The organism is Streptomyces sp. NPDC002643 (genome assembly GCF_053592555.1).
The window spans coordinates 228214-243866 of record NZ_JBSFVY010000004.1; the positions used below are offsets into that span (position 1 = coordinate 228214).

Genomic DNA, 15653 nt, shown 5'->3' on the forward strand with positions numbered 1-15653 from the left:
ACGCTCCTCACCCCAGTCGGTTGCGTTGCGGGGCCCGGGGGACCGGTGGCGAGGTGACGGCGGCCGGTAGGGGACCGGTGGCGCCCTCACGCCGGAATCGCCCCGCATGTCCAGCCTGGCCCTCGTGCGCGTGTGCCGCTTGGGCCGGTCGGGCCCTTGTCTCCGGCCGGACGGGAGCGGGGACACGGTCGGCCGCTCAGGGCGACCCAGGGACCACCGGACCGGGACGAAGGGGACCGTTCGGCTCTTCCGGACCGTCCGCCGACACGGCTTGGATCTGACCATGTCCGACAACCTCACGAGGTCCCTGCCGTCCCACACGGTCCGTACCGTCGCCGGAACGACCGTCGTGACACCGACCGGCGAGATCGACCTCGCGACGGCGGTCCCGCTGACGGCTCTCCTCGACTCGCTGACCCGTGGCCCGCAACCCGACTTGGTGGTCGACCTGACGTCCGTGTCCTTCATCGACTGCGCCGGCCTCGGAGCCCTGTGCCGGGCCCGCAACCGGGTCCTGGCCCGTTCCGGACGACTGCGGCTGGTCGCCGACGGTGACAGCTTCTCGCGGGTCGTTCGCGCCGCCGGGCTCGGTGGGGTCTTCGAGATCCAGCCCCGCCTGTCCGATGTTCTGCCAAGTCCCGTTGTGATCTAGGCCGTTCGGCCCCCTGCCCCGTCGCGAACAGGTCCCGGTCGGCCCCACGACAGCACCTGGTCGGCCCGTGTCCGGCCCCCGGCGGGACTGCCACCTTCGAAGGGTGACGAACGACCGGAGGAGGTGCGGAGCCATGGGACGTGGAAAGCCGATGAGGAAGCGGTTCTGGCGTTTGCGGAGCAACCCGCTGCGCCGGCGCGACGACATCGTCGAGGGCTGGGTCGTGGCGGCCGTATGGACAGTCGCCGTCGTGGGAGGCACCACGGTCGGCCTGGTCACGGCGCACGCCACCGAGGCGACCTTCGACCGGCAGCGCGCGCAGCGGCACCCCGTGAACGCCGTCCTCGTCGCCGACGTACCGAAACCCACGGTGGGCAAGTGGTCCTCCGGCGACAAGAGTCTGGCCGAGGTCCGCTGGACGGCCCCCGACGGCTCCAGCCGCACCGACCGCACCCTGGTCGACACCGGCCTGAAGTCCGGAACCCACCTCGTCGTCTGGCAGGACGGCCGGGGCACGCTGGTCACCGAGCCGCCGAGTGCCAGGGAGGCCGCCGTCGAGGGAGCCGTGATGGGCGGCTTCGCCGGGTTGTCCCTCGTCGGCGGCGTGTATGCCGTGGGCGCGCTCGCCCGCCGGCGGCTCGACCAGCGGCGCATGGCGGGCTGGGACCGGGAGTGGGACCTGGTCGGCCCGAAGTGGGGGCACCGCACCGGCTGAGGCCCCCGGCCTCCGCACGAAACCCCGGAGGAGGTATCGCCATGAACAGCACCCCGGCACACCCTGCGGCGCACCCCGAGCGGTCCGCCGCGCCACCGGCCCCCGGACGCGTCGTCGTCCACGTCGGCCGCTCGGTCCCCTGCCGGGCGGTCGTTCGCTGGGCCTCCTGGGAAGCGACCCGGCGCGGGCTGCCGCTCCGGGGCAGTCGTCACTGGACGCCCGCAGTCCCCGCGGCGGCGGAGCTGGTCGTGGCCGGCGTGCGGGACCTGGACACCGTGGCCGGTTCGCCCTGTCCCGTCGTCCTGGTCCCCGAGGAGTCCGGGGAACCCGTCCTCGCGGAGGTGGTGCTCGGCCTGGACGCCCACGGCCCCGCGGCGGGAGCGGTCGGCTTCGCCTTCGACACCGCCCGGCGCTGGGGCGTACGGCTGCGTGCCGTGCACACCTGGCGGTTCCCCTCCTGCGCCGCCGAACTGCCCTTCGGGATACCGGAGGAGGACCGTGCCGCCTGGGAGGACCACGAGGTGCAGCTGCTGTCCGACGCGCTGCGGCCCTGGCGGGAGAAGTACCCGGAGGTGGCGGTGCTGGAGGACGTCCGGCTGCTCACGCCCCTGCAGGCACTCGTGCGGCGGTCCGCGCGCGCCGGGCTGCTGGTCGTGGGCCGAAGGGAGCGGGGCGGGCCCGGCGCGGTCGCGCGCGGGATCGTTCGCGAGTCCCTGTGCCCTGTCGCCGTGGTGCCCTCGTAGCCGTACACCACATACGTCGAGGGGGCGGTCCAGGCCCAGGACCGCCCCCTCACGCTCGTCGCTCGCCTCGCACCTCTCACCGTCGGGTCAGCTCGGCGGCCAACCGCCCCGCCCACTCCTCGATGGCGGTGAAGTCCCGGAAGTCTCCGCCCTTCCCGGAGCGCAGGATCATCCGGGCCACCCATCCCTTCGCCCCCTCCTCCAGGCGGCCGCCGAACGTGACGTGCTCGCGGGCGTCCAGCCGGATCACGGCCTTCTTCACGCCGGGCACGGGCGGGATGTCCCGCCCGACCGCCTCGGCGCCGAGCGGGCCGCTGCTGAACAGCCACAGCGGGCGTTCGGCGAGGGCCCGGCGGTGGCGGCGGACGAAGCGGCGGGCGTCCTTGTGCCAGCGCCCCGCGTACAGGGCGCCGCCGACCACGACGGCGTCGTACGGGGTGATGTCCCTGACGGACGCGGCCGGGGCCGCCTCCGCCGTGAGCCCCGCCTTGCGGAGCACGTCGGCGACGGCCTCGGCGATCTCCGCGGTGGATCCGTTGGTCGTCCCGTAGGCGACCAGCACCTTGCCAGTCATGGTGGTGGTCATGGCGGTCCGCCTCCTCTCCTCAGGGGTCTGTGCTCACCGTCGGCGCAGCCAGTCGTCGGCCACGCCGTGCACGGCCGGTTCGTCGGGGCGCAGCCGGTCGTCCTCCACGTGCCAGGTGAGCCGGTCGACCACGCCGACCACACCGTCGATCTGCCGGACCATCGAGACGGCGATCTCCGTCTCGCTCTTGCGTTCCATCTGCCCGCTGAGCGTGACGACCCCGTCGGTCACGGAGACGTCGATGCTGCGGGGCGGTATCCACAGGGCGCGCACGAGCACCTCCTGGACGACCATGTCGCGGATCTCCTCGTCGGGCCGCAGGAAGACCTGGAGCAGGTCGCGGCGGGTGACGATGCCCACCAGCCGATCCGCCTCGTCGAGCACCGGCAGCCGCTCGACGCGCCGCCCGGCCATGGTGCGGGCGGCCTCGACGATCGAGTCGTCGGCGTGCACGGTGACCGCGGGCTTGGTCATCAGCTGTCCGGCGGTCCGGGCATGGGCCTTGGCGGCCTGCCGCCGGGCGCCTCGGGTCAGGCCGGCCAGACGCCGGCGGCGCGGCGGGTCGAGGGGGCCGGGGGTCGCCGCCTGGCGGACCTCCCCCAGTCTCGGCTTCGCTCGACCGGGGGGACCCCCATGGTCCGTCTCGGAGATGACGCCGACGACCTTGTCGTCCTCGTCGACCACCGGGAGTCCGCTGATGCGGTGGTCGGCCAGCAGCCGTGCCACCTCCTTGAACGGTGTGCCGTACGTGGCCCGGACGACCTCACTGGTCATCACGGAGCCGACCTTGTCCTGCTTCATGGCTCTTGCCTCCTCGAAGGATCGGTGCGATCAGCGCAGTCGGCGCAGATAGGGGTCGTGCGGGCGGCGCGGCAGCAGCCGGATCCGTGAGTCGAGCACGGTGACCCGGCCGGGTGCCGCGAGCACCGGGTTGAAGTCGGCCTCGGCGAGCTGCGGCAGGTCCGCGGCCATCCGGGACAGCCGTGCCAGCAGTTGTTCCAGGGCTTCGAGGTCGACGGGCGGGCTGCCGTGCGCGCCGAACAGGAGCGGGGCGCAGCGCGGGGAGGCGATCAGGTCGTGCACGTCGTGGTCGGTGAGCGGGGCGAGGCGGGCCGCGTGGTCGGCGAGCACCTCGGTGGCGGTGCCGCCGAGCCCGAACAGGACGAGCGGCCCGAAGACCTCGTCCTGCACCACACCCGCGAACAGTTCGGTGCCGCGCGGGGCCAGGGGCTGGACGACCACTCCGGTCATCAGCCCGGCGAACCGTGTCCGAAGGTCCTGGAACGCCGCCCGCACCTGGGAGTCACCCCGCAGGTCGAGGTGGACCGCGTGCTCGGCGGTCTTGTGCACAAGGCCCGGCCAGTGGGCCTTCATGACCACCCGGCCGTCGAAGCCGCGCAGCCGGTCGGCGGCGAGGACGGCGTCGTCCTCGGTCTCGGCCCAGGCCCACGGGATCTGGGGGATGCCGTAGCAGGCGAGCAGGGCGGCGCGGGTGCGCGGGTCGAGCCAGCCGCCGTCGGGGTTGGCGGCCAGGTACTCCTCGACCGCCCTGCGGGCCCGCTCCGTCTCGACGCCGTCGAGGTCGGGGACGGTACCGGCGGGCCGGGCGAGCCAAGCCGCGCGGTCGGCGGCGTGCGCCAACGCCCGCGCCGCCGCCTGCGGTTCGGCGTACGCGGGGATCGTCCCACCGTCGGCGGGCAGCAGCTCGACGGACCGGTCCTGCTCCAGGCGTACGACGGTGACGGGCTTCGGCCGGTGCGCGGGCGCCCGCGTCACCGCCCGCGCCAGGTCGTCGCCGGTCGCCTCGGCGACGGCCGTGGGCACCAGGGCCACCAGCACCGCGTCGATGTCCGGGCACCGCATGAGCCGCTCCACGCACGCGCCGAGCTGTTCCTCGCTCACGGCGGCGGTGGCGTCGACCGGGTTGCCGATCGCGGCGCCTTCGGGCAGTACGGCTCGCAGGTCGTTGACGGTCGCGGGCGTCAACGGCGGCAGGGCGAGCCCGGCCTCGGCGCAGGCGTCGGCCGTGAGGACGCCCGCGCCGCCCGCGTTGGTGAGGATGGCGACCCGGGACCCGGCGGGCAGCGGCTGGGCGTGCAACAGGGCGGCGGTCTCCAGGAGTTCACCGACCGAGCGGGTCGCGGTGACGCCCGCCTGGGTGAACAGGGCCTGCCGTGTCATGGTCCGGGTCGCCGCGGCGGCGGTGTGCGAGGCGGCGGCCCGGCGGCCCGCGTCGGTGCGGCCCGCGTCGACGGTCAGCACCGGCATCCGGCGGGCCACCCGCCGGGCCGTACGGGAGAACGCGCGTGGGTTGCCGAAGGACTCCAGGTGTAGCAGGGCCAGGTCGGTGCGGCCGTCGCTCTCCCACCATTGGAGCAGGTCGTTGCCGCTGACGTCGTACTTGTCGCCCAGGGAGGCGAAGGAGGAGACGCCGATGCCGAGACGGGACAGTCCGTCGAGCAGGGCGATACCGATGCCGCCGGACTGCACGGCGACGCCCGCGCTGCCGGGGCGCGGATGGCCGGCGGCGAAGGTGGCGTCGAGGCGCAGGGCCGGGTCGGTGTGGGCGATGCCTAGGCAGTTCGGGCCGACCAGGCGCATGCCGTGGGTGCGGCAGGCGGCGAGCAGGTCCCGTGCCTGGCCGGCGTCGAGACCGGCGGTCACCACGAGCAGGGCCCGCACGCCCGCCTTGCCGCACTCCTCGGCGGTGGCCGGGACGGCCGCGGCGGGGATGGCGAGCACCGCCAGGTCAGGCGTCCTGGGCAGGGCGCTGACGGAGGGGTGGCAGGGCACCGAGAGGATCGAGTGCGCGGCCGGGTTCACCGCGAACAGGCGCCCGGTGTAGCCGCCCTCGCGCAGATGGTGCAGGATCGCCCGGCCGACCGAACCGGGCCTGCGCCCGGCGCCGACGACCGCGACGGTGTCCGGCCGCAGCAGAGGTCGCAGACTGGCCACGTCGGCCGCCCGGCCCCGGGCCTCCACGGCCGACAGGTAGGTGTCGTCCTCGGCGAGCCGGATGGTGCAGCGCACCTCCGGGCCCTCGAAGCGCCGGGCGGTGCGCAGGCCGAGGTCGGCGAAGAGCCGCAGCACCTCGTGGTTCTCGCTGAGCGCGTCGGCGGTGAAGGCCGTCACGCCCTCTGCACGCGCCGCCGAGACCAGGTGCTCGACGAGCAGGGTGCCCACACCCCGGTGGTGCAGCCCGTCCGCGACGGCGATGGAGATCTCCGCCTCACTGCTGCCGCTGCCGCTGCCGCCGGTGTCGTACTCGGCGAGTCCGATCACCTGCCCCTGGGCCTCGGCCAGCAGGGCCCGGTATCCGGGACGCCTGGTGCCGCAGGCCCGGTCGGCGGCCATCGCGGCGGACCGTCGGCTCGCGGCGAAGAACCTCAGGCGCAGGTTCTCCGGGGACATCTCCTCGTACAGGCCCTCCACCTGGTCGTGGTCACCCGGCACCACCGGGCGGATGCACACGGTGGTGCCGTCCGCGAGCAGGGCGTGCACCGGGGCTCGGTCGAGCGTCGCGTCCGTCATCTGGGTCTCCTTCGGCCTGTCCTAGCGCTTCGAGCATCCAGCGGATCGGCGAGGGTGCCCATGGGCTGTCCGGGGTGGACCGGGGGCCGGTCGGCCCACCCTTTTCCGCTGGTGGTCCCGGGTATGCGGAAGGGGCCGGTGATCGGCGGCGCCGGCCCCTTCCGGACCGTGGTCAGCCGTCGGCGACCAGGGCGGTGAGATCGAGGAGCCGGTTGGTGTAGCCCCACTCGTTGTCGTACCAGCCGAAGACCTTCACCAGCGTCCCGTTGGCCTGGGTGAGGGCCGGGTCGAAGACGCAGGAGGCGGGGTCGCCGATGACGTCACGGGAGACGATCGGGGCCTTGGAGACGCGCAGGATGCCGTGCAGGGGCCCGGCGGCGGCCGTGGCGAACGTCTCGTTGATCTCGTCCGCGCTCGCCTCGCGGCGCAGCACCACGGCGAGGTCGGTGAGCGAGCCGTCCTCGACCGGCACCCGGACGGCGATCCCGTCCAGCGCGCCCGCCAGTTCCGGCACCACGAGCCCTACGGCGCGGGCGGCGCCCGTGCTGGTCGGGATGATGCTGAGGGCTGCCGAGCGGGCGCGGCGCAGGTCCTTGTGGGGACCGTCGATGAGGGCCTGGTCGTTGGTGTAGCCGTGGATGGTGGTCATCACGCCGCGCTCGATGCCGAAGGCCTCGTGCAGCACCTTCACCATCGGGGCGACGCAGTTGGTGGTGCAGGAGGCGGCCGAGACGATCCGGTCGCGGTGACGGTCGTACGTGTTGTCGTTGACGCCCATGACGATGGTGGCGTCCGCGTTCTTGCCGGGGGCCGACAGGAGCACGGTGTGCGCCCCGCCCTTCAGATGCAGGGCGGCCGAGTCGCGGTCGCGGAAGCGGCCGGTGGACTCCACGACGATGTCGGCGCCGTGGTCCGACCAGCGAAGGGCGGCCGGGTCGCGTTCCGCGGTGACGTCGATGCGTCGGCCGTCGACGGTGATCGAACTGTCGTCGTGCGCGACCTCGCGTCCGATGTGCCCGAACGTCGAGTCGTACTCCAGCAGATGGGCGAGCGTGGCGGGCGAGGTGATGTCGTTGATCGCGACCACCTCGACGTCCTGGGTGCCCGCCTCGGCGCGGTCCAGTGCGGCGCGCAGGTAGGTGCGGCCGATCCGGCCGAAGCCGTTGATGCCGACGCGTACGGTCATGGCGGTGAACTCCTCTCAACGGAACGGCTGTTCAGCTGTTCCAGGTCCAGTCGGCGACCTCGGGCAGGTCGGTGCCGTGTGCGCGGATCCAGGCTGCGTGGCGGGTGCGGGCGTCGGCCATCCGCTGGCGTACGGCGGCGGCACGGACGGCGAGGCCGGGGACGCGGTCGATGACGTCCATGACCAGGCGGTAGCGGTCGAGGTCGTTGCGGACGACCATGTCGAAGGGTGTGGTCGTGGTGCCGGACTCCTTGTAGCCGCGCACGTGCAGGTTGGGGTGGCCGGTGCGGCGGTAGGCGAGGCGGTGGATGAGCCACGGGTAGCCGTGGTAGGCGAAGATCACCGGCTTGTCGGTGGTGAACAGCCCGTCGTACTCGAAGTCGCTCATCCCGTGCGGGTGTTCCTCGCGCGGCAGCAGCCGGGTCATGTCGACGACGTTGACCACGCGCACGGCGAGGTCGGGGAGGTGGCGGCGGAGTAGCTGGGCGGCGGCCAGCACTTCCTGGGTGGGTACGTCCCCGGCGCAGGCGAGGACGACGTCCGGTTCACGGGAGCCGTCCTCCGTGCCCGCCCAGTCCCAGATCCCGGCGCCGCGCGCACAGTGGGCGCGTGCCTGGTCCATCGACAGCCAGTCGAAGCAGGGCTGCTTGCCGGCGACGATCACGTTGACGTAGTCGCGGCTGCGCAGCGCGTGGTCTGCCACGGAGAGCAGGGTGTTGGCGTCCGGCGGGAGGTAGACGCGTACGACCTCGGGGCTCTTGTTGAGGACGTGGTCGACGAAGCCGGGGTCCTGGTGGGAGAAGCCGTTGTGGTCCTGGCGCCACACGTGCGAGGTCAGCAGGTAGTTGAGGGAGGCGATCGGGGCCCGCCAAGGCAGCTCCCTCGATGTCCTCAGCCACTTGATGTGCTGGTTGACCATCGAGTCGACGATGTGGATAAAGGCCTCGTAGCAGGAGAACAGTCCGTGCCGGCCGGTGAGGAGATAGCCCTCCAGCCAGCCCTGGCAGGTGTGTTCGGACAGGATCTCCAGCACCCGGCCGTGCCGGTCGAGGTGTTCGTCGACCGGCAGGCGCTCGGCCTGCCATGCCTTGCCGCTGGCGTCGAAGACGGCCTGGAGGCGGTTGGAGGCGGTCTCGTCCGGGCCCACAACTCGGAAGTCGCGGCGCAGCCGGGTGTCGTGCGTGATCCGCTCCAGCAGGCCGCCGAGGACGCGGGTCGGCTCGTGCAGGGTCGTGCCCGGTTTCTCCACCGGTACGGCGAAGTCGTCCAGGGGCCGGATGGGCAGGTCGCGGACGAGGAGTCCGCCGTTGGCGTGCGGGCTGGACCCGAGCCGCTTGGCGCTGTCGGGGACGCAGGCGAGAACGTCGGCGCGGGGGCGGCCGTCGGCGTCGAAGAGTTCCTCGGGCCGGTACGAGCGCAGCCATGCCTCCAACTGCCGCAGATGCTCCGGGTTCTCGCGTACGCCTGCCAGCGGCACCTGGTGGGCCCGCCAGGTGCCCTCGACGGGTACGCCGTCGACCTCGGCGGGGCCGGTCCAGCCCTTCGGGGTGCGCAGCACGATCACCGGCCAGTGCACGCGCCCGGCGACGCCGTCCTCGCGGGCCGTGCGCTGCATGTCGGCGATGCGGTCCAGGGCGGTGTCGAGGGCGTTGGCCATGGCGCGGTGGACGGTCGCCGGGTCGTCGCCCTCGACGTGGAGGGGCACGTGGCCGTAGCCCCGGAGGAGGTCGTCGAGTTCGCGCTCGGGGAGGCGGGACAGGACGGTCGGGTTGGCGATCTTGTAGCCGTTGAGGTGCAGGATCGGCAGGACCGCGCCGTCGTGGACCGGGTCGAGGAACTTGTTCGCGTGCCAGGAGGCGGCCAGCGGACCGGTCTCCGCCTCGCCGTCCCCGATCACACACGCCACGAGCAGGTCCGGGTTGTCGAACGCGGCGCCGTAGGCGTGGGAGAGGGAGTAGCCCAGTTCGCCGCCCTCATGGATCGAGCCGGGGGTCTCGGGTGCGACATGGCTGGGCACCCCGCCCGGGAAGGAGAACCGCCGGAACAGCCGCTCCATGCCCTCCCCGTCCCGCGACACGTCCGGATAGGTCTCGCTGTAGCTGCCCTCCAGCCAGGAGTTGGCGAGGACGGAGGGCCCGCCGTGCCCCGGCCCCCACACGCACAGCGCGTCGGTCCCGCGCGCCTTGATCACACGGTTGAGGTGGGTGTACACGAGGTTGAGGCCGGGCGAGGTACCCCAGTGGCCGAGCAGGCGCGGCTTGATGTGCTCCGGTCTCAGCGGCTCGCTCAGCAGGGGGTTGGCGAGCAGGTAGATCTGCCCGGCGGCCAGGTAGTTGGCGGCCCGCCAGTGGGCGTCCAGGGTGCGCAGTTCGTCGTCGGAGAGGGCGGAAGGTGCGGAGGGTGCGGTGGTGTTCTGGAATACGGCGCGTTCGACCTTCGGCATGGGAGGGCTCCGTCGTGGTCGGTGGGCGGGCGATCGGGGCGGACGGGGGTGTCCGTCGCGCTCCGCGTGATCCATGGCCGGGCCCGGATCACGCGGCGGGCCTCTGAGCAGCCGGTCTCCGCCCTCACACCCGCTCGGGCACGATCACGACCGGGCAGGCGGAGTGGTGCAGCACGCCGTGGGCGACTCGGCCCAGCTGGAGCCCGAAGTGCCGCTGCCGGCGACGGGCCCCGAGGACCAGGAGGTCGGCGTCGCGTGAGGCGTCCACCAGCACGGTCCGGGCGTGGCCCTCGGCCGTACGGCGGCGCACCTCGACCCCGGCGGGGACGTCCTGGAGCGCCTTCTCCAGCGCCTCCGCCGCCTGCTGCTCGTGCAGCCGGGCAGGCCCCCCGGCGAGCAGCGGGTGGTCGGCGGTCTCGTGCGCCGGGCACCGCCAGGCCCGTACGGCCTCCAGTTCGGCTCCGCGCCGCCGCGCCTCCTCGGCGGCGAAGCGCACCGCCGCCGAGGCCACCGGCTGCTCACCCACGCCGACGACCACGCGGTCGTGGGTCGCGGGCAGGGTCTGGTTGTCGTGACTTCCGCGCACGACGACCACGGGGCAGTGGGCGTGCCCGGCCACGGTCAGGCTCACCGAACCCAGCAGCGCCTCGGCGACGACGCCGCGGCCTCGGGTGCCGGTCACCAGGAGGGAGGCGGTACGGCTCTCCCGTACCAGCGCGTACTCGGGTTCCTCGGGCCGCACGTCGGTGGAGACCTTCACCTCGGGCCGCCGGCCGGAGGCGCGCCGGGTGGCGGCCGCCACGACGTCCTCGGCCAGTACCTCCTCGGACGGCTTGTCCGTGTCCTTGGCGAGGTAGGCGCCCTCGTACCGCTCCCACAGCGAGGCGTACACCAGCCGCAGCGGCGCCCCGCGCCGGGCGGCCTCGTCCGCCGCCCAGTCCACGGCCCGCAGGGCGGGCTCGGAGCCGTCGACGCCGACGACGATCGGCAGATCCTTCGCCATGCCCGTCACCGCCTCGCGTCCAGGTCGAAGACGATCCGTGCCTTGACCTCACCGCGCAGCACCTCGTCGATGCACTCGTTGACGGAGGCCAGCGGGCGGGTCTCGCTGATGACCCGGGTCCGGCCGGCCGCGTGCAGCTGGAAGACCTCGGCGAGGTCCTGCCGGGTCCCGACGATCGAGCCGATGACGGAGGTGCCGTTCAGGACGGTGTCGAAGATCGGCACCCTGACCGTGCCGTGCGCGGGCAGCGCGACCATGACCAGCTTGCCACCGCGCCGGAGCCCGGCGTTGACCGCCTCGAACGCGGCGTCGTTCACGGCGAGCGCGATCGCGGCGTGCGCCCCGCCGTGTTGCTTCAGGACCGCGCCGACGTCGTCCTTGCGGGCGTCGACGATGATGTCGGCGCCCAGTTCGGCGGCGAGTTCGAGCTTCTCGTCGGTGACGTCGATGGCCGCGACGGTGGCCCCGGCGATCTTCGCGTACTGCACGGCCAGGTGCCCGAGCCCGCCGACACCGGAGATCGCCACGAGCTGTGCGGGCTTCACCTCGGCGACCTTGAGCGCCTTGTACGTCGTGACGCCCGCGCAGGTCAGCGGGGCCGCGTCGACGGCCGTGACGCCGTCCGGCACGGGCTGCGCGAAGTCGGCCCAGGCCAGCATCTTCTCGGCGTACCCGCCGTCGCAGCCGTAGCCGGTGTTGACCTGCCGCTCGCACAGCGTCTCCCAGCCGGACAGACAGTGCTCGCACCGCCCGCACGCCCTGCCGAGCCAGGGCACGGCCACCCGCTGCCCGACGCTCAGATGGGTGACGCCGTCGCCGAGCTTCTCGACCAGGCCGACGCCTTCGTGGCCGGGGACGAAGGGCGGGCTGGGCTTGACGGGCCAGTCGCCGTGGGCGGCGTGGATGTCGGTGTGGCACAGCCCGGAGGCCTCGACGCGGATACGGACCTGGCCGGGGCCGGGCTCGGGGTCGGGGCGGTCCTCGATGACCAGGGGCTCGCCGAAGACTCGTACGACCGCTGCCTTCATGGGGTTCAACTCCTCGGGTTCCTGGGGGTCTTCGGGGACGGGACGTCAGTCGTGGGGGACGACGGCGACGGGAGCGGCGGAGTGGTGCAGAACGGCGTGGGCGACCGGGCCGATGTGGGTGCCGAACGGGTTGCGGCGGATCCGGCGGCCCACGACGACCAGGGATGCCTCGCGGGAGGCGTCGACGAGGTGGTTGCCGGGGGTGCCGTAGTGCGACTCCTCGGTGACCTCGACGTCCGGGTGCTTCTCCCGCCACGGGTGCAGGAACTCGGTCAGGGCGACGGTCTCGCGGCGGGCGAGGGCGCCGTGGAGTTTGAGGTCGGCGGCGAGGCCGTAGGCGTAGTACGGGGGCGGGGTCCAGCCGTGCACGACCCGCAGGGACGTGGCGCGGCGGGCCGCGGCGGCGAACGCGAACTCGATCAGCTCCTCGTTCGGGCTCTCGATGTCGAGGCCGAGGACGACGGGCCGGAACGGGGCCGCGGCGGACGGGATGCCGGCCGGGTCCATCTCGTGCTCGTCGGCGGCCTGCGCCCCGGCCCGCACCAGGACGACCGGCCGCTCGGCGTGCGCCACGGTCGCCAGGCCGACCGAGCCGACCATGAAGCCGCCGATGCCGCTCATGCCCCGGGACCCCAGGACGAGCAGTTCGGCGTCCTTCGCCGCGTGCGCCAGGACGTCGGCGGGCCTGCCGGACAGCTGCTCGGTGGTCACGTCGAGGCCGGGGTGACGCAGCCGGATGCCTTCGGCCGCCTCACGCGGAATCCTCCCCCAGCCTTCGGCCGGGGGGACCCCCATCTCGCTTCGCTCGGTCCAGTGCGCTTGCGTCTCCACCCCGAGCAGCGGCGCCTGAGCGATGGGAACCGGCACCGGCTCCCACACATGCACCAGCCTCAGCGGCAGGCCCAGCAGCCTGGCCTCACGGGCCGCCCACTCGGCGGCGGCCAGGCTCTCGCTCGAACCGTCGAGGCCGACGGTGATGGTGTGGGTCATGTTCTCCACCTCTTGAATCGGGTGATGCGGGGGCTCCGATACGAGCCTTGTCTCCGGACGAGGCCCTTGGCAGGGGCCGCAGGTCCCTGCCAAGGGCCGACCGGCCCAACCGGCGGCCGGTGCTGCGGGGGCAGGGGACCAATCGGGCAGGTCCGCCGCTCCTGCCGCGGTCGGCGTCAGCGCAGCCAGGAACTGCGGCGCACGAACGGGAGCCTCGCCCACAGCCGGCCTAGGCCGAGGGTGTCCCCGGCGGCGGTGGCGGCCAGAGCGATCAGGACGACGGCGTAGACGACGTGGTACTCGGCGAACGGGTTCGTCGACATGCTCGGCGAGCCGTCCGAGAGGTGCCGCGCGGGCGGCCACTCGGCGACCCACATCAGCGCCATCATCAACGTGCCCGCGACGGCCGCGAAGCGCAGCGCCACGCCGGCGATCAGCGCGACACCGATCCCGAGCAGACCCAGCATGAACAGCCAGTCCGCCCAGGCGGCCCCGGCCCACTCGTGGAAGGTGGACTCCATCGGCCCGGCGGCCACTCCGCTCAGGAAGCCCTTGGTGGGCGAGCCGCCGTCGATCCAGCCCTTGCCGGAGGAGGTGGCATAGCCGAGGCCGAAGGTCTTGTCGAGGAAGGCCCACAGGAAGACGAACCCGGTGAGCAGGCGCAGGGACGCCAGGACGTAGGCCTGCGCGGTGTGTGTGTCGCTGAGTGCCGACACGGTGGACTCGGAGGTGGATGCCTTCCGGTTCCTGCGGAAGGACGGCAGGTGGAAGCCCGAACTCCGGTGAGGGTGCTCGTGCACGGCCATGGCGGTGGTCCCTTCGGTAAGAGTGGGCATGGGGGTGAGGTGCGGGTCGGTCACTGTCCGACCCCCCTCACTCTCGTGCCGTGAGACCGCTGCCGCCGGATGCCGAAGGTCCGCGGCCGTTGGGCTGAACGGCCCTGTCCGCCAGGCCCGTTGGGGTACGCGCCCGACGGCCGACGGGCCGGACCCGTACGGCCTCTCGTCAGTGTGGAGGGGCCGGTGGATCATGTGGCCCGACGGGAGAGAGGTGACTCATGGCACGCGGCACGGTCGGGCCGACGGAGAGGGCGCGTCGTCTGGCGCCCGGAGCGGTCGTCCTCCTCGGCTACCGGCGCGCCTGGCTACGGGGCGACCTGCTGGCCGGTGTCACCGTGGCCGCCTATCTCGTCCCACAGGTCATGGCGTATGCGGGGGTGGCCGGGCTGCCGCCGGTGGCCGGGCTGTGGGCGATCCTGCCCGCCCTCGCCCTGTACGCCCTGCTGGGCTCCTCACGTCTGCTGTCGGTCGGCCCCGAGTCCACGACCGCGCTGATGACCGCGACCGTGGTCGCCCCGCTCGCCGCCGGCGACCCCGGCCGGTACGCCACCCTGGCGGCCACCCTGGCCGTCACGGTCGGCCTGCTGTGCCTGGTCGCACGGGCGGTACGTCTGGGCTTCCTCGCGGACCTGCTCTCCCGTCCCGTCCTGATCGGGTACATGGCGGGCGTGGCACTGATCATGATGGTGGACCAGCTGCCGAAACTCACCGGGGTCGAGACGACGGGCAGCGAGTTCTTCCCGCAGTTGTGGTCCTTCCTGCGGAACCTGCCCGACGCGCACACGGCCACCGTCGTCGTCTCCGCCGCCGTGCTCGTCCTCCTCTTCACCGTCGCGCGATACGCCCGTGCCGTCCCCGGCCCGCTGCTCGCCGTGGTCCTCGGCACGTCCGCCGTGGCGGCCTTCGACCTCGACGGCCGGTACGGCGTCCCGGTGATCGGCGAAGTCCCGTCCGGTCTGCCCGGCCTCGTCTGGCCGGACTTCGGCGAGGTGCCGGGCCTTGTGCTCCCGGCCCTCGGCGTGCTCCTGGTCGCGTACACGGACTTCGTCCTCACCGCACGGGCGTTCGCCGGAAGGGGCGGTGACACGGACGGTCCCGGTCTCGACGCGAACCAGGAGTTCCTGGCCCTGGGCGCGGCCAACCTCGGCGCGGGTGTCCTGCACGGCTTCCCCGTCAGCAGCAGCGCCAGCCGCACCGCGCTCGCCTCTTCGGCGGGCGGGCGCAGCCAGGCGTATTCCCTGGTCGCCGGGGCCGCGGTGCTCGCCGTCCTGCTCTTCCTCGGCCCGCTGCTCACCCGCACACCCTCTGCCATCCTCGGCGCGCTCGTCGTCTACGCGGCCGTCCGCATGATCGACCTCGCGGGCTTCCGCCGTCTGGCGTCCTTCCGCCGCCGTGAACTCCTGCTCGCCCTCGGCTGCCTGGCCGGAGTGCTGGCCCTGGACATCCTCTACGGCGTCCTGGTGGCCGTGGGCCTGTCGGTGGCGGAGCTGCTGACCCGGGTGGCCCGCCCGCACGACGCCGTGGAGGGCCTGGTCCCCGGGGTCGCCGGCATGCACGACATCGACGACTACCCGACGGCCCGCACCATCCCCGGCCTGCTGGTCTACCGCTACGACTCCCCACTCTTCTTCGCCAACGCCGAGGACTTCCACCGCCGCGCCCTGGCCGCCGTCGACGAACAGAGCGGCCCCGTCCTCTGGTTCGTCCTCAACACCGAGGCAAATGTGGAGGTCGACATCACCGCCCTCGACGCCGTGGACCAGCTGCGCCGCGAACTCACCGACCGGGGCATCGTGTTCGCCCTGGCCCGCGTCAAGCAGGACCTCATGGACGACCTCAAGGCGTACGGCCTCGCGGACTCCGTCGGGGCGGACCTGATCTTCCCGACCCTGCCGACGGCGGTGGCCGCGTACCGCACGTGGTGCCCTGACCAGTAG

13 protein-coding genes are annotated in these 15653 nt (G+C 73.2%); 4 read left to right on the forward strand and 9 right to left on the reverse strand.

Annotation, left to right across the window (positions count from 1 at the left end):
• The first annotated feature begins 283 nt into the window (after positions 1-283).
• The 3 genes from ACWD4G_RS07990 (at position 284) to ACWD4G_RS08000 (ending at position 2110) form a co-directional block, all read left to right on the forward strand.
• Positions 284-652: an STAS domain-containing protein gene (locus ACWD4G_RS07990; RefSeq protein ID WP_451291362.1), complete on the forward strand. Its 369-nt coding sequence runs from the start codon at positions 284-286 to the stop codon at positions 650-652.
• Between the two features lie 133 nt (positions 653-785).
• On the forward strand, positions 786-1367 hold the full coding sequence (locus tag ACWD4G_RS07995; protein WP_451291363.1) for an Rv1733c family protein: 582 nt from the start codon (positions 786-788) through the stop codon (positions 1365-1367).
• Between the two features lie 41 nt (positions 1368-1408).
• Positions 1409-2110 (forward strand): universal stress protein, encoded by a 702-nt coding sequence (locus tag ACWD4G_RS08000; protein WP_451291364.1) that lies wholly within the window; start codon positions 1409-1411, stop codon positions 2108-2110.
• Positions 2111-2186: 76 nt separating this feature from the next.
• Here ACWD4G_RS08000 and ACWD4G_RS08005 read toward each other — a convergent pair whose 3' ends face one another.
• The 9 genes from ACWD4G_RS08005 to ACWD4G_RS08045 all read right to left on the reverse strand — a co-directional run bounded on the left by ACWD4G_RS08005 (position 2187) and on the right by ACWD4G_RS08045 (position 13683).
• Positions 2187-2684 carry a flavodoxin domain-containing protein gene (locus tag ACWD4G_RS08005; RefSeq protein WP_451291685.1) on the reverse strand — a complete coding sequence of 166 codons (498 nt, stop codon included), beginning with the start codon at positions 2682-2684 and terminating at the stop codon, positions 2187-2189.
• A 45-nt stretch (positions 2685-2729) separates the two neighbouring features.
• The gene (locus ACWD4G_RS08010) at positions 2730-3497 is read right to left on the reverse strand and encodes a CBS domain-containing protein (protein ID WP_451291366.1); all 768 of its coding nucleotides are present in this window, start codon (positions 3495-3497) and stop codon (positions 2730-2732) included.
• 30 nt (positions 3498-3527) lie between these two features.
• Positions 3528-6227 carry a bifunctional acetate--CoA ligase family protein/GNAT family N-acetyltransferase gene (locus ACWD4G_RS08015; RefSeq protein WP_451291367.1) on the reverse strand — a complete coding sequence of 900 codons (2700 nt, stop codon included), beginning with the start codon at positions 6225-6227 and terminating at the stop codon, positions 3528-3530.
• Between the two features lie 172 nt (positions 6228-6399).
• Positions 6400-7413: a type I glyceraldehyde-3-phosphate dehydrogenase gene (gap, locus tag ACWD4G_RS08020; RefSeq protein ID WP_451291369.1), complete on the reverse strand. Its 1014-nt coding sequence runs from the start codon at positions 7411-7413 to the stop codon at positions 6400-6402.
• A 31-nt stretch (positions 7414-7444) separates the two neighbouring features.
• Positions 7445-9856: a phosphoketolase family protein gene (locus ACWD4G_RS08025; RefSeq protein ID WP_451291371.1), complete on the reverse strand. Its 2412-nt coding sequence runs from the start codon at positions 9854-9856 to the stop codon at positions 7445-7447.
• A gap of 124 nt (positions 9857-9980) precedes the next feature.
• Positions 9981-10859 carry a universal stress protein gene (locus tag ACWD4G_RS08030; RefSeq protein ID WP_451291373.1) on the reverse strand — a complete coding sequence of 293 codons (879 nt, stop codon included), beginning with the start codon at positions 10857-10859 and terminating at the stop codon, positions 9981-9983.
• A gap of 5 nt (positions 10860-10864) precedes the next feature.
• Positions 10865-11887, reverse strand: coding sequence for an alcohol dehydrogenase AdhP (adhP, locus tag ACWD4G_RS08035; RefSeq protein WP_451291374.1), 1023 nt, complete (start codon positions 11885-11887; stop codon positions 10865-10867).
• Between the two features lie 45 nt (positions 11888-11932).
• Positions 11933-12877 (reverse strand): universal stress protein, encoded by a 945-nt coding sequence (locus tag ACWD4G_RS08040; RefSeq protein WP_451291375.1) that lies wholly within the window; start codon positions 12875-12877, stop codon positions 11933-11935.
• Between the two features lie 176 nt (positions 12878-13053).
• Positions 13054-13683 (reverse strand): DoxX family protein, encoded by a 630-nt coding sequence (locus ACWD4G_RS08045; RefSeq protein WP_451291687.1) that lies wholly within the window; start codon positions 13681-13683, stop codon positions 13054-13056.
• Between the two features lie 251 nt (positions 13684-13934).
• On the opposite strand from ACWD4G_RS08045, the gene ACWD4G_RS08050 reads away from it, so the two are divergent.
• Positions 13935-15653: a SulP family inorganic anion transporter gene (locus ACWD4G_RS08050; RefSeq protein ID WP_451291376.1), complete on the forward strand. Its 1719-nt coding sequence runs from the start codon at positions 13935-13937 to the stop codon at positions 15651-15653.